Source organism: Flindersiella endophytica, from assembly GCF_054779015.1.
In genome coordinates this window covers 248,695-262,718 of the sequence record NZ_BAAGYY010000036.1, presented here as the reverse complement: position 1 = coordinate 262,718, position 14,024 = coordinate 248,695, and the positions used below count along the sequence as shown (strand labels likewise).

At 67.9% G+C, this 14,024-nt stretch carries 13 protein-coding genes; 6 read left to right on the top strand and 7 right to left on the bottom strand.

Annotated elements, in window-relative coordinates:
* Nucleotides 1–7: 7 nt before the first annotated feature.
* Both lysS and ACYVF6_RS39705 read right to left on the bottom strand, forming a co-directional pair.
* Nucleotides 8–1,504 carry a lysine--tRNA ligase gene (lysS, locus tag ACYVF6_RS39710; protein ID WP_460529797.1) on the bottom strand — a complete coding sequence of 499 codons (1,497 nt, stop codon included), beginning with the start codon at nt 1,502–1,504 and terminating at the stop codon, nt 8–10.
* 64 nt (nt 1,505–1,568) lie between these two features.
* Nucleotides 1,569–2,318 (bottom strand): ANTAR domain-containing protein, encoded by a 750-nt coding sequence (locus ACYVF6_RS39705; protein ID WP_460529794.1) that lies wholly within the window; start codon nt 2,316–2,318, stop codon nt 1,569–1,571.
* Between the two features lie 300 nt (nt 2,319–2,618).
* Between ACYVF6_RS39705 and ACYVF6_RS39700 the strand changes: the two genes are divergently transcribed.
* Nucleotides 2,619–3,878 carry an SGNH/GDSL hydrolase family protein gene (locus ACYVF6_RS39700; protein ID WP_460529791.1) on the top strand — a complete coding sequence of 420 codons (1,260 nt, stop codon included), beginning with the start codon at nt 2,619–2,621 and terminating at the stop codon, nt 3,876–3,878.
* A 118-nt stretch (nt 3,879–3,996) separates the two neighbouring features.
* Here the strand turns inward: ACYVF6_RS39700 and ACYVF6_RS39695 are convergent, their stop codons facing one another.
* Nucleotides 3,997–5,478 carry an Rv2578c family radical SAM protein gene (locus ACYVF6_RS39695; protein ID WP_460529788.1) on the bottom strand — a complete coding sequence of 494 codons (1,482 nt, stop codon included), beginning with the start codon at nt 5,476–5,478 and terminating at the stop codon, nt 3,997–3,999.
* 185 nt (nt 5,479–5,663) lie between these two features.
* On the opposite strand from ACYVF6_RS39695, the gene ACYVF6_RS39690 reads away from it, so the two are divergent.
* Nucleotides 5,664–6,530, top strand: coding sequence for an aminoglycoside phosphotransferase family protein (locus tag ACYVF6_RS39690; protein ID WP_460529785.1), 867 nt, complete (start codon nt 5,664–5,666; stop codon nt 6,528–6,530).
* Here ACYVF6_RS39690 and ACYVF6_RS39685 read toward each other — a convergent pair.
* On the bottom strand, nt 6,514–8,313 hold the full coding sequence (locus ACYVF6_RS39685) for an ABC transporter ATP-binding protein (RefSeq protein ID WP_460529782.1): 1,800 nt from the start codon (nt 8,311–8,313) through the stop codon (nt 6,514–6,516). The two genes, ACYVF6_RS39690 and ACYVF6_RS39685, sit on opposite strands and share 17 nt — an antisense overlap.
* Nucleotides 8,314–8,316: 3 nt before the next feature.
* Nucleotides 8,317–9,024: a Clp protease N-terminal domain-containing protein gene (locus ACYVF6_RS39680; protein ID WP_460529779.1), complete on the bottom strand. Its 708-nt coding sequence runs from the start codon at nt 9,022–9,024 to the stop codon at nt 8,317–8,319.
* A gap of 87 nt (nt 9,025–9,111) precedes the next feature.
* On the opposite strand from ACYVF6_RS39680, the gene ACYVF6_RS39675 reads away from it, so the two are divergent.
* The 3 genes from ACYVF6_RS39675 (at nt 9,112) to ACYVF6_RS39665 (ending at nt 11,851) form a co-directional block, all read left to right on the top strand.
* On the top strand, nt 9,112–9,882 hold the full coding sequence (locus tag ACYVF6_RS39675) for a glycerophosphodiester phosphodiesterase (protein ID WP_460529776.1): 771 nt from the start codon (nt 9,112–9,114) through the stop codon (nt 9,880–9,882).
* Between the two features lie 7 nt (nt 9,883–9,889).
* Nucleotides 9,890–11,284 (top strand): MFS transporter, encoded by a 1,395-nt coding sequence (locus tag ACYVF6_RS39670; protein WP_460529773.1) that lies wholly within the window; start codon nt 9,890–9,892, stop codon nt 11,282–11,284.
* 180 nt (nt 11,285–11,464) lie between these two features.
* The gene (locus ACYVF6_RS39665) at nt 11,465–11,851 is read left to right on the top strand and encodes an RNA polymerase-binding protein RbpA (RefSeq protein WP_460529770.1); all 387 of its coding nucleotides are present in this window, start codon (nt 11,465–11,467) and stop codon (nt 11,849–11,851) included.
* 136 nt (nt 11,852–11,987) lie between these two features.
* On the opposite strand, the gene ACYVF6_RS39660 is transcribed toward ACYVF6_RS39665, so the two are convergent.
* Nucleotides 11,988–12,584, bottom strand: coding sequence for a TetR/AcrR family transcriptional regulator (locus ACYVF6_RS39660; RefSeq protein ID WP_460529767.1), 597 nt, complete (start codon nt 12,582–12,584; stop codon nt 11,988–11,990).
* 69 nt (nt 12,585–12,653) lie between these two features.
* Between ACYVF6_RS39660 and ACYVF6_RS39655 the strand changes: the two genes are divergently transcribed.
* Nucleotides 12,654–13,463, top strand: coding sequence for a DUF2306 domain-containing protein (locus ACYVF6_RS39655; protein ID WP_460529764.1), 810 nt, complete (start codon nt 12,654–12,656; stop codon nt 13,461–13,463).
* Nucleotides 13,464–13,522: 59 nt separating this feature from the next.
* Here the strand turns inward: ACYVF6_RS39655 and ACYVF6_RS39650 are convergent, their stop codons facing one another.
* A complete protein-coding gene (locus tag ACYVF6_RS39650; RefSeq protein ID WP_460529761.1) occupies nt 13,523–14,020 on the bottom strand; it encodes an FxsA family protein in 498 nt (165 codons plus the stop codon).
* Between the last annotated feature and the right edge of the window lie 4 nt (nt 14,021–14,024).

The following is a 14,024-nucleotide window of genomic DNA, read 5'->3' as shown; positions in this document are numbered from 1 at the left end:
TGAGCGCTCAGGACGACATCGGCTTGAGCAGCGGAAAGATCTGGCACTCGCGGATGCTCTTGTCCTCGAAGAACGCGAACACCCGCTCACTCATCCCGAACCCGCACGCCGGCGGCATGCCGTACTCCAGCGCCTCCACGAACTCGTGGTCGGCCATCTGGGCCTCGCTGTCGCCGGCATCGCGCAGCGCCTGCTGCTCGGCGAACCGCTCGGCCTGGTCCACCGGGTCGTTGAGCTCGGAATAGCCGTTGCCCAGCTCGCTGCCCGCGATCAGCACGTGAAACCGCTCCACGATGCCCTCCTTGGCCGGGCTGCGCTTGGCCAGCGGCGACACCTCCAGCGGCTCGTTGACCAGGAAGCCCGGACCGGCCAGCTGCCGCCGGCAGTGCTTCCACAGCGAGTCCATCGCCCGCGCGCGGTTGAGCCCGTCCTTCTCGTAGGACACCTCGAGCTCCTCCAGCCGGTCGACCATCTCCTGCAGCGACGCGCTCAGCACATCGACGCCGGTGATCTGCTTCACCGTGTCGACGTAGTCGTAGCGCTGCCATTCGCCGCCGAGGTCGACGTCGTACTCCCGGCCGTTGCGATGCAGCGTGAACTGCAGCGTCCCCCACACCTCTTGCACGAGCTGGACGAGCAGCTCCTGGACCAGCTGCATCCCCCAGTCGTAGTTGGCGTACGCCCAGTAGAACTCCACCTGGTCGTAGTCGTTGAGGTGCTCGCGGCTCTGGCTCTCGTTGCGGAACTGCCGGCCGATCTCGAAGACCTTCTCCAGTCCGCCGACCAGCAGGCGCTTCTGCCACAGCTCGCCCATCGAGATCCGCAGGTTGACGTCGACGTCGAGGAAGTTGTGGTGGGTGACGAACGGGCGCGCGTCGGCGCCGCCGGTGGTGAACTCCAGGGCCGGCGTCTGCACCTCGACGAAGCCGCGGTTCTCCAGGTGGCGGCGGATCGAGCTCCAGAACCGGGCCTTGCGGTAGATCATCTCCTGTACGTCACGGTTGAGCAGGACGTCGAGGTAGCGCTTGCGCAGCCGGATGTCCTCGTTGGACAGGCCGGCGTGCTTGTCGGGCAGCGGGCGCAGGGCCTTGCTGAGCATCGTGATCTGGCGCGCGCTGACCGAACGCTCGCCCGTCTTGGTCTCCATGCGTACGCCTTCGACGGCGATGAAGTCACCGAGGTCGAGCTGCTTGACCCAGAACTTGAACCCCTGGCCTTCCGGCGCCGTCTGCTCCAGCTCGCGCTTGGACAGCATGAACTGGATCTGTCCGCTCTCGTCGTGCAACTGCCCGAAGGCGATGTTGCCCATGACGCGGAACAGCATGATCCGGCCGGCGATCGTGACGGTCGTGTCGTCGGGCAGCTTGGCTGCCTCGGCGGCGGACGTCTTCTCGATCGGGCCGGCGGGGTACGGCTCGATACCCAGGGTTCGGAGCTGCTGGATCTTCTCGACCCGCTGCGTCCGGATGGTTTCGAGCAAGGTCGACTCGTCGTGCTCGGTCACCAGGTGCCTTTCTCGTCAGCGCTGAAGTGCCTAGTTTGGCAGACGAGGATGCGGCGACCTTCCGTCACCGGGGCCGATGCGAGATCTCGACTGTGCGGTCGATGACGCCCTGGGCGATCTTCGACAGCTTCTGCCGGTTACGGCGGGCATGTCCACGCAGGATGCCGAACGCCTCGGTGACCGAGATGCGATGACGTTCGGCCAGGATGCCCTTGGCCTGCTCGATCACGATCCGGCTGTCGAGAGCCGTTTGCAGTTGCTCGACCAGCACTTCCTGCTGACGGATCAACCGGTGCTGCAGGATCGCGATGGTCGCGACGTCGGTCAGGGCCTGCCCGAGCTCGGCGGTGCGCTGGTCGATCCCGGCGGAGTCCTCCACGAGCAGGGTGAGCGCACCGATCTGCGAGTCGCCGTAACGCATCGGCAGCGCGTGGGCGGCTTGGTAGCCACCCTTGCGGGCGGCCGCGACGAACTGTTGCCATCGCCCGTGGTGCGAGGGGTCCAGGGCGTTCCACTGAACCGGCAGGCCGGATTGGTAACAGTCGATGCTCGGACCATCGGACCCGGCCAGCTCCAGCCCGGCCAGCTCCCGCAGGTGGTGCGTCGACCCGGCGGCCCGTCCCGAATCACCGTCGTGATCGGCGAGCACGATGCCGGCGCCGCCCACCCCGAGCAGCTGTGCGCAGTTCTGCGCCAGCGTGTCGAGGAAGTCCTCGAGATCGAAGTCGGGAGCGGTGGTGTCGGCAAGCCGGACGAACGTACGGCAGACGGTCAGTTCGCGCTCGACCCGCGCCGCCGTGTCAGCGCTGCTCATCTTCGCTCCTCCAAGCAGTTCGTCGACCAGTGCGACCATCCGTCGAGCTTTGATGGCCTCGAGTTTTCCGCCCTCGATCAAACACTGGATCAACCTTGTCGCGGATGCCAGTGACCCACGACATGTTTTCCCGCTGTTCGAGGATCACTCCGACATAGTGGTCATGTCACGGCTCTACGTGGAACCTGGCGTTTTCATATCGTGAGAGGGCTGCGCGAAACAGCGAACGGAGCGTCGGAGTCCCTTACCGGCCTGGCCGCTTGTCTGGACCGGAACCGCCTCGCCGCTCACCCTGTGGGCATGACAGCCACTACTCCAAGCCGCGTCACCGGCACCCTGCGCAGGCGTGTCTTGCTCACCGCGGTCGTGGCCGCGGCGACCGCGCTCGTACCGGTGACCGCCACCCCTGCCCTGTCGTCCGATCGATCCGCGTGGACGGGAACGTGGGAGACCGCGCCCGTCGTCGGCCTGACCGACCATCCCGACGTCGCGCCGGGCTACACGATCCGAAACGTCGTGCACGTCAGCGTCGGCGGTCTGGCCGTTCGCGTGCGGTTCTCCAACGCGTTCGGCACCGGGGCGCAAGTACTCGACCACGTGACGGTCGCCCTCCAGGCCGGTGGCACCGACAGCGCGGCAGCCGTGCCAGGCACTATCCGCACGGTGAGGTTCGACGGCCGGGCGCGAGTCACGCTGCCCGCCGGTGCCGACCGCGTGAGTGACCCGGTGCGGATCGACGTACGCGCCGACTCCAACCTGCTGGTCACGACGTACCTCAGGACCGTGTCCGGGCCGGTGACGGCGCACCTGGTGACCAAGCAGGTCAACTTCGTCGCCTCCGACGGCGCGGACCATGCCGCCGACGCCGGCGCCGCGGCGTTCGGCGGCCAGTCCTGGCACTGGAACTACCTCACAGGCGTGGACGTGGTCGCGTCCCGCGCTGCCGGGAGCATCGTCGCGTTCGGCGACTCGATCACCGACGGGAACGCGACCCAGGACAACGCGAACCACCGCTGGCCGGACCTGCTGTACGACCGGATCCGCACCGAGTCGCCGGCCCGCCGGCAGTACGGCGTGCTGAACGCCGGGATCAGCGGCAACCGGCTGCTGCTCGACGGCGGCAACTTCGGCATCAACGCGCTCGCACGGATCGACGAGGACGTCTTCTCCAGGCCGGGTGTGCGCACGATGATCGTGCTGCTCGGCATCAACGACATCCAGCAGGAACCGCACCAGACCGATCCGGGCAAGATCACGGCGGCGTACGAGGAGATCGCGCGCCGGGCACATGCGCGCGGCATCCGCGTGATCGGCGCGACGATGACGCCGTTCAAGGGCTGGCGGGTCTGGGACGAGACGCTCGAGGCGACCCGCGTCGCGGTGAACGACTACATCCGGACGAGCCGGACGTTCGACGGCGTGGCCGACTTCGACGCCGCGACCCGGGATCCGGCGGATCCGCAGCGATTGCTGGCGGCATACGACGTCGGCGACGGTCTGCACCCGAACGACGCCGGCTGCCAGGCGATGGCCGGGGCCGTGCCGCTGTCGAAGCTCTAGCCGGGTCGCCGCGAATGACCACGTTAACCACGCTCTTAGCTGGTTAACCACGCCCCGGAGCGTGGGGAAGGTCCGGTTGGCGTGGTTAACGTGGTCATTCGCGCCGGGAGCGAGTGGGTCAGGCGGCCAGGCCGTACTTGCGGGCCAGCCGGCCCACCTGGTCGGCGATCCTTCGCTGGTAGGCGGAAGGGGCGTAGGAGCGGTTGCCGTAGAGCTCGCGGTAGCGCGGCACCAGCGCCGGGTGCTCGCGGGCCAGCCACTTGGCGTACCACTCGCGGGCACCCGGCCGCAGGTGCAGCACGATCGGGCTGATGCTGCGGGCGCCCGACTCGGCGATCGCGCGGACGGTCTCGTCGAGCTGGCGTGGGGAGTCGGAGAGGTAGGGCAGGATCGGCGCCATCAGGACGCCGCAGGACAGGCCCTCGTCGGCCAGCGTGCGGCAGATGCCGAGCCTGGCCTGCGGGCTCGGCGTGCCCGGCTCGACGCTGCGCCAGAGCTCACGGTCGATGCTGCCGACCGAGACGTTCAGGGACACGTCGGTGACCTCAGCTGCTTGCCGCAGCAGGTCGAGGTCGCGGAGGACGAGCGTGCCCTTGGTGAGGATCGAGAACGGGTTACGGGCGTCGCGGAGCTCGGAGAGGATGCCGCGCATCAGCTGGTAGCGACCCTCGGCGCGTTGGTAGCAGTCGACGTTGGTGCCCATCGCGATCGGCTCGCCGGCCCAGCTCGGCTTGCGGAGCTCGCGGCGCAGGAGCTCCGGCGCGTTGACCTTGACGATCACCTTGCGGTCGAAGTCGGCGCCGCTGTCGAGGTCGAGGTATTCGTGGGTGTTGCGGGCGAAGCAGTTGTGGCTCACCAGGCCGTTGGCGATGAAGTCGCCGGTGCCGGTGCTGATGTCGAACATCGCGCGTTCGGGACCGAGCGGCTCGACGCTCATCACCACGCCGCCGGCGCTCGGCGTGATCGGACGTCCGACCAGCTCGGTGGGGCTGGTGCGCTGGGTGATGTCGGAGCCGAGCAGGATGCTGCCTTCGGCCAGCAGCCGCGGCCGGTCGTAGCGGGCGCTCGGCGTGGCCTCGTCAGTGGCTTCGTCGCTGGCCTCGTCGTGGGTGCCCGGCGCGACCTGGGCCCAGCCGCGATCGGTGAGGAACCGGTGGTCGCCGCTGGCGACCAGCTGCCGCCCGTCGTCGACGCGGATGCGGTAGGCGCTCTTCATCGTCGACCAGTGACCGAGCACATGGGTGACAACCGTCTGACGATGCCGGCCGCCGGGCACCGTGCCGATCACGGCGTCGCCGACCTCGAGAAACGCCAGCGGCTTGGTGGTGCCGTCGGCGAGCAGGATGCGGGTGTCGCCTGCCAGGCAGTAGACACACGCATGGCTGCAACCGCGATAGGGATTGATGGTCCAGCTGAACGGGACCCGCGACTCCCCCGGCACGTGGTTGATGATCGACTTGGCCTGGACCTCGTAGAACGTCATCCCCTTGAACTCGGGTGTGTCGAAGGTGCGGGCCACCGACTCCAGTCCGAACAGCGGCAACTGGGCCGGCCCATCGCCCGTGGGTTCGCGGTCGTACTGCAGATTTCCCCATCGCACCCACTGAGCTTATCGAACGCATGTTCGAACAGCAAGGCCGGTTCGACGCCGATACGGAACGGTTGCGGGCGATCGTTTGGCGCGTCCTTGCTGGGCACCGGATTGTCTGGCGGGTAGATTCACAGCCGATGAACGCAGTGCGGCAGGCAACCTCGACGCAACCAACGGAGGCCACACTCCAGTGGGTGCGCGAGGCCGTTGGCGCGGGCAGCGTCATCGCCGGCCTCCGGCCCATGGGTGTCGCGTCCACGGCGATGCACGCCGTCGACGTCGTCGGACCGACTGGCCTGCTGCACAAGCTCAGCCTGCGCCGCTATCACAACACCGAACGCCTGCGTACCGATCCGTGGTACCTCCCGGCCAACGAGGCCACCGTGCTGGGCCTGCTGGGCAGCACCGAGGTTCCGGCACCCAGGCTGATCGCCGCCGACACCAAGGCGACGATGTGCGACCTGCCGACACTGCTGACCACCCGCGTGCCCGGCAAGCCGCCGAACAACTCCGGCGCCGACCCGCACTTCCTGCGCAAGCTCGCCGAGGCCCTGGTCGGCATCCACGAGGTCGACCTGCCGGTGGTGCGCGCGCTGCCGCCGTACCGCCCCTACTACGACCCCCAGCTCGACGGCTACCGCCATCCGCCCAGGTGGTCGCGGCAGCCGGCGCTGTGGCAGCGGGTGTTCCAGATCCTGCGAGCAGGTCCGCCGAGCGTGCCGCTCGGCTTCATCCACCGCGACTACCACCCCGGCCAAACGCTCTGGAACGACGACTGGATGGTCGGCATCGTCGACTGGACGACCGGCTGCCTCGGCCCGCGCGGCATCGACCTCGCTCGCATGCGGCTCAACCTCGCCGGCCGCTACGGCGTCGAGACCTCCGATCACTTCCTCGGCCTCTACCGCGAGATCGGCGGCGTCGACGCCTACCACCCGTACTGGGACCTGCTCGACGCCGCCGACGCGCTGGTCGACTGGCCCGAACCCACGACGATGGGCAAGTTCTCCGAGTACGCCCGCTTCGAACAGTGGGTCGGACTCTCTACGTCGAAGCTGTAGCCCGCGCCAGCTCCTGATAGGCCGCGTTCGACGCGAGCAGCGCCTGGTGTGTGCCGGATCCGAGCACCCGCCCCTCACCTAGCACGACGATCTGGTCCGCCCGTTCGATCGTCGACAAGCGGTGCGCGATCACGATCGACGTACGACCGCGCAGCACCTCCTCCAGCGCCCGCTGGACCAGCCGTTCGGTCCGCGTGTCCAGATGTGCGGTCGCCTCGTCGAGGATCACGATCCGCGGGTCGCGCAGCAGGATCCGGGCCAGCGCGAGCCGCTGCTTCTCCCCTCCCGAGAACCGATAGCCGCGCTCGCCCATCACCGTGTCGTACCCCTCTGGCAGTCCGACGATCAGCTCGTGGATCTGCGCGGCCTCGCACGCCGACACCAGGTCGCGCTCGGTCGCGTCCGGCTTGGCGTAGCGAAGGTTCGCGCGTACCGACTCGTGGAAGAAGTGCGGGTCTTGCGTCACGACGCCGATCTGGTCGGCGAGGGCGTCGAGCGCATAGTCGCGCACGTCGACCCCGTCGAGAGTGATCGAGCCGCCGGTCACGTCGTAGAGCCGCCGCACCAGCAGGCACAAAGTGGACTTCCCCGCCCCGGAACGTCCGACCAGCGCGGTCATCGTGCCGGCCGGAACGCTGAAGCTGACGTCCCGCAACGCCTCGGACTCGCTGTCCGGATAGCGGAAACCCACGCGGTCGATCCGGATCGTGCCGTCGATCGGCCCACTCCTGGCGTCCGGCCGCTCGTCGACCTCGAACGGCGTGTCGATGATCTCGAAGACCCGCTCGAACGAGACCAACGCGCCCTGGATGTTCATCCGCGCCGACGCCAGGTCGACCAGCGGTGTGTACGCACGCTGGATGTACGCCGCCAGCGCCACCACCGTCCCGACCGTGACGGTGCCCGACACCGCGAGCACGCCGCCCGTCCAGTAGACGATCGCCACGCCGGTGAATCCGGCAAGCGCGATGGCCCCGCCGACCACCAACGCCAAGGTGTTGACGGTGATGTTGTTGCGCCGCAGGGCGTTGATCCGATGGCCGAACAGCCTCGATTCGTGGTCGTGCCGGCTGAACAGCTTCACCAGCAGCGCTCCGGCGACGTTGAAGCGCTCAGCGGTGAACGCGTTCATGTCGCCGAACAGCTCCATCTGCTCGCGCACCAGCCGGTGGACGCGCCGCGCCACGGCACCGGAGGCCAGCAGGAACAGCGGCGTCAGCACCAGCGTGGCCAGCGAGATCTGCCAGCTCAGCGCGAACATCGCGCCGAGGATGAAGCCCAGCACGAGCACGTCGCTCACCACCGATCCGACGCTGCCGGTGAACAGTTGGCCGGTGAACATCTGCTGGGCGTTGATCACGTCGTTGTTGAGCCGGCTCTGCACCTCGCCGGACTTGTGCTTGACGAAGTAGTCCACCGGCAAGCGCTGGAAATGGTCGAACAGCGTCCGTCGCAGGTCACGGATGATGCCGGTGCCGATCAACGTGCCGAGGTAGCCGCCGGCCAGCTGCACGACGCTGGACAGCAGGTACGCGCCGACAGCGATCGCCATCAGCACGTTGACCTCGGCCAGGTCGCCGCCCGGGATCGCACCGTCGATCAGCCGCCGGAACATCAGCGGCGGCACGACCCCGGCGAGAGCCGAGCCCGCAAGCAGCGCGATGTATGCGGCAAGCTTCGCCTTGTACGGCGCGACGAACCGAAGCGTCCGCCGCAAGGTCGCCCGGGCCTGACCCGGGGAGTGCGTCACGTGGTACCCAGCCGCGAGCTTCGACAACGACATCGGCTACGCCTTCTTCCTCGCCTGGTAGCTGCTGAGTTCCTCGATCACCTTGGTGCGCGCGGTCTCGGCGTCCAGGCCAAGCTCGCCGAGGATCTTCGCGGCCATGCCTTCGGAGTTCGTGAACAGGCCGAGCAGCATGTGCTCGGTGCCGATGTAGTTGTGGCCGAGCCCGAGCGCTTCGCTCAGTGCGCTCTGCAGCACCTGGGCCGCGCGAGGCGTCCATGGAGGCGGGCCCAGGACTTCCTCCTGCCCCATTGGCGTGCGTGCGAGGATGGCTTCGAGGACATCCTGGGCCGCGACGCCGGCCTTGGCCAGGACAGTCGCCGAGACGCCGTCGGGCTGCTTGAACTGCGCGAGCAGGAGGTGCTCGGTCCCGACGTAGGGGTGCGACAACTCGATCGCTGCGTCGGACGCCGCGTCGAGGACGGCCCGGGCGCGATCGGTGAAGCGTTCGAAGTTGGTTCGGCCGAACTGGCTTCCGAAGCGCTTGTGCACGGCCTGCTTGGAGACGCCGAGGACCCGGCTGATCTCGACCCAGGACTTTCCGGACGAACGGGCCCGGTCGACGAAGTAGCCGAGCGCGGCGTCGGAGGTCTCGTTCAGCTCGGTGACCGTGCTGGAGGCGATCGCGAGCTGGTCGAGCGGGTCGTCGGAGCCGGCGTCCCGCCGGATCGTCTCGATGAGTTCCTGGAGGTTGGGTGCGGGTGTCATGAGGTCAACCATAGGTTGACCCAACGAGTGGGTCAACCCTTGGTTGACCCGAATTTCGGCCGCGTCGGATTGGGCCATACTTTGCGAGTGGACTTGCGCAGGTTTGCGTTCCTCGACCATCCAGGGCCGATCCCGTTCGCCCATCGCGGGGGTGCCGCGTATGCAAAGAACGTCGGTATCGAGAACTCCATGGCGGCGTTCGCCAACGCCGTCGAGCTCGGCTTCCGCTACCTCGAGACCGACGTGCACGCGACGGCTGACGGCATGGTGGTCGCGTTCCACGACCAGACCCTCGGCCGCGTGACCGACCGGCAGGGCCAGATCCCGGCTCTGTCGTACGAAGAGGTTTCCAAGGCCCGGATCGGCGGCCGTGAGCCGATCCCGCTGCTCAGCGAGATCCTCTCCACCTGGCCCGACATACGCGTCAACATCGACGCGAAGTCCGACGGCGCGGTCGAGCCTCTGGTGAAGGTGATCAAAGCGGCCAACGCGCAGGACCGGGTCTGCGTCTGCTCGTTCTCGCAGGAGCGGATCAGCCGGATCCGCGCGCTGCTCGGCCCGGACCTCGCCACGGGGCTCGGCCCATCGGAGATCTGGCGGCTGAAGAGCCGTGGCCGGCTGCTGCCCAGCACCCGCGCGGCCTGTGTGCAGGTGCCGATCGGCTGGCGCGGCGTCCGCGTGGTCACCCGGCGCTTCGTCAAGCGCGCCCACGACCTCGGCCTGCAGGTGCACGTCTGGACGATCGACGACGCGCTGCGGATGAACGCCCTGCTCGACCTCGGCGTCGACGGAATCATCACGGATCGGCCCGACACTTTGCGGGATGTCCTCGTCCAGCGCGGCACCTGGACGACATGATTCCTCCATGACCTCGGCGACCGAAGACGCGGCCGGTGCCGCGTACCCAGACGCTGCCTCGCGCCGCCGCGAGCAACGAGCGTGGTACTTCTACGACTGGGCGAACTCCGCCTACGTCACCACCACGCTCACGGTGCTGTTCAGCCCGTACCTCACCTCCGTCGCCGAGCAGGCGGCCTGCGGGTTCGTCAGCTCCGACGACCGCAAGTGCACCACCGACCTGTCCGTCCTGGGCATCCCGGTCGCACCCGGGTCGCTCTCGCTGTACGTCATCACGCTCACGACGCTGATCTCGGCCATCCTGCTGCCGATCGTCGGCGCGATGACCGACCGCACGCATCACAAGAAACAACTGCTCGGCGGCCTCGCCTGGGCCGGCGCCACGGCCGCGAGCGCCATGGTTTTCGTCGCCGGCCCCAACTGGCAGCTCGGCGTGGTCCTGCTGTTCGTCGCCAACCTCTGCCTGGCCTCGTCGGTCGTCGTCTACGACGCGATCCTCTGCGACATCGCCACCCCGGACGAACGAGATCGGGTCTCGTCCCGCGGCTGGGCGCTCGGCTACCTCGGTGGCGGGCTGCTGCTCGTCATCAACCTGGTCCTGGTGCAGGGCCACGAGTCGTTCGGGCTGTCGACGGGCGCCGCCGTCCGGATCAGCATCCTGATGGCCGGGCTGTGGTGGGGCGGCTTCACACTGATCCCGTACCTCCGGCTGCGCAGCCGGCCACCGATCGGGGTCGTGCCGGAGCGAGGCGGTGCGCTGCACCGCAGCTTCGGGCAGCTGTTCGTCACGCTGAAGCAGTCGCGTGCGTTCCCGATGACGCTGCTGTTCCTGATCGCGTACCTCTTCTTCAACGACGGCGTGCAGACGGTGATCTACGCCTCCTCGCTGTACGCCTCCGGGCAGCTCGGCTTCGGCTCGAACGTGCTGATCATGATCATCCTGATCGTGCAGTTCGTCGCCTTCGGCGGCGCGCTGCTGTTCGGGCGGATCGCCCAGCGCTACGGCAGCAAGCGGACCATCCTCGGCGCGCTGCTCGTCTGGATCGTGATCGTCTGCGGAGCGTTCTTCCTGCCAGCCAAGCAGCTCGTACCGGTGCTGGTGTTCGGGGTGGCGGTGGGAATCGTGCTCGGCGGCACTCAGGCCCTTTCTCGTTCGCTTTACAGCCAATTCGTGCCGAAAGGGCGAGAAGCCGAATATTTCAGTCTTTATCAGGCTTGTGAACGAGGAACGAGCTGGCTCGGAACGCTCGCATTCGGAGTCGTCCACCAGATCACCGACTCCTACCGCCCGGCGATCCTCACGCTGGTGGTGTTCTTCGTGGTCGGATTCGTCCTGTTGCTGCGGGTGGACGCCAGGCGGGCTATTTCCGATGCGGGGAACGAACAGCCGGCAGTGATTTAAACTTGAGCTATCTCGGGCGGGACTGAATCTGATCGTCGAACTGTCCTGACCGCATCCGGACAGCTATCCGGATGCCTTCAGGTGTCACGATGGCACAAGCGGGGAATCTCTGGCGGTGGCGAAGCGTTGTGCCATCTGAAGACAACGACCCTAGGGGCGACCGAGGGGGAATGGAGCGTCATGTCGGAACGTACACTGCGCGGTTCGAGGCTCGGTGCGGCGAGCTACGAAGACGACCGTGAGGTGGCGCCCGCGCCACGTCAGCTGGTCGGTTACTACTGTCCGGAAGGCCACAGCGTCGAGCTCCCGTTCGCCGCTGACGCCGACATTCCGCAGGTGTGGGAGTGCCCGCGCTGTGGTTCGGAGGCGGTCCTGCAAGACGGCGACCGGCCGGAGCCCAAGCGCGTGAAGCCGCCCCGCACTCACTGGGACATGTTGCTCGAGCGCCGGAGTATCGACGAGCTGGAAGATCTGCTGTCCGAGCGGCTGGAGATGCTTCGTTCCGGCCAGATCGGGCCGGAGCACCTGCATCGCGACACCGGTGGAAAGCAGCGTAGGTCGGCCTGATTCAGGCTGAGCTAGACAAAACCGGACCAAACTGGCTTTTTTCCGCCGAGCCACGTCGTTACCCCCCGGCGACGTGGCTCGGTTTTCTGCGTTTCCGGCTTTCTTCGCGTGCTTCCAACGAGTCAGTCGCCGGCCGTCAGCCTTCGGCCGGAGCAGGCCGGCGCTCCCCCGTCGCGATCTCGTACAACGCGTCGGTCAGGTCGCCGGCGCTCGGCGAGGTCGCGGGGTCGATCAGCCACTGCACCAACAGGCCGTTGAGCACGGCGTCGTAGAACGCGCCGACCTGCCAGGCCCTGCGTGGTTCCGCCTCGACGTCAATGCCGCCGAAGACGATCCCGAGGCCGTACCTGGCCTTCTCCAGCGCCACAGTCAGGTGCTGGCGTACTTCCGGCACTTCCTGGGCCCGCAGCAGGAACTCGAACTGCGTCACCCAGAGCCTCCGGTTGTCCTCGAACGTGTCCAGGACTCGCGGCCACACCGCCTCGAACCGTTGGATCGGCGTCGCATCCGGCGCCAGCTCGACCTTCAGCGCGCGCTCGATCTCCGCGCCCCAGTCGCCGATGGCCTCCACGAGCGCGGCGTTCAGCAGGGCCTCGGTGGTCTTGAAGTGGTACCCGATCGCCGCGAGGCTCGTGCCCGCGGCCGAGGCGATGTCGCGCGCGGTCGTACGCGCGTAGCCCTTCTCCTGCAGGCAGCGCTTCGCACCCTCGAGCAGGTCCTCGCGATTTCCCATGATGCTGATCCTAGCCGTCTTAGACAATCGTGCTAGACATATGTCTAAGACAACTGTACCGTTCCGGCCATGACAGAGACGGGAGTTCTGACATCTGCCGAACGGCCGGCCCAGCCTGGTGACCGGCGGACGAGGCGACGGTTCTGGCGGCGGCCCTGGGTCGTGCCGCTGCTACTGGTCTCGGTGGCCTTCCTCGCCTACACGCTGCCGCCCTACCTGACCTTGGACCCGAGTCGGTCGCGGCTGCCGGTCGACCACCACCCGGCGTTCTACGCGCTGCTGGTGACGCACATCTTCTGCGGCACGGTCGCGCTCCTGGCCGGCTGCATGCAGGTCTGGCCATGGTTCCGTGGCCGGTTCCCGGTGGCGCACCGGTGGATCGGCCGGTCGTACTTCTTCCTCGGCATCTTCCCGGCAGGCATCGCCGTGCTGGGCGTGGCTCCGTTCAGCAGCTCCGGCTTCGTCTCCCAGATCGGCAACACGATGCTCGGTGTGCTGTGGCTCGTGACGGGCGTCACGGGCTACCGGATGGCGCGGCAGCGGCGGTATCCCGAGCACCGCAGGTGGATGATCCGCAGCTTCGCCCTGACCACCTCGATCGTGGTCAACCGCTTGTGGGGCATCGCGCTCTACTTCGTCCTGCTGCCACAGCTCGACACGACCTTCGGCGGCGACGAGACCGCGTTGACGATGGAGGCCGCCGAGGCCTCGGTCTGGCTGAGCTGGGTCGTCAACCTGCTGATCGCCGAGTGGTGGCTGATCCACACCGACCCCGAACGCAAGCGCGCCAAGCAGCGCGCGGCCGCCAACCGGGCCAAGCGCCAGGCGGCCACCGCCACGGCGCGCGACCCGGAGCCCGCCGAGCCCGTGGCCGGCTAGCGTCCCCTCCTGAACGGCTCGCCGGACCGCTCGAAGCAGCTTGCTGGAAGCTCGAACGTTCAGGGGCGCTTGTCGTCGTCGAGGACTTCGCCCTGGATCACCTGGCCGGTGGCACCGGAACGGTCGTTGCCGTTCGGCGTGCCGCCTGCGCCGGGCGGGAAGCCGTAGCCCGTCGCGCCGCGGGCTACGGCGGCCTCCACGCGGCGGCGGATCATCCGGCGGGCCACCCCGCGAGCCAGCGGCCGCGTGAACGGCAGCACGAGGAACAGCCCGAACACGTCGGTCATGAAGCCCGGCGTCAGCAGCAACGTGCCGCCGACCAGCACCAGGGCGCCGTCGAGCAGTTCACGGTCGGGCAGGCGGCCGCCGGACACCGCGGCCTGCAGCGCCTGCCAGGCTCGCCGCCCCTCGCGCTTGATGAGGTAGGAGCCGAACACGCTGAGACCGACCAGCACCGCGATCGTCCACCACGGGCCGATCACCTGGCCGACCTGGATGATGAGGTAGATCTCGACGATCGGGACGAGGATGAACAGCAGTACGAGGAGTACCGCCATTTCG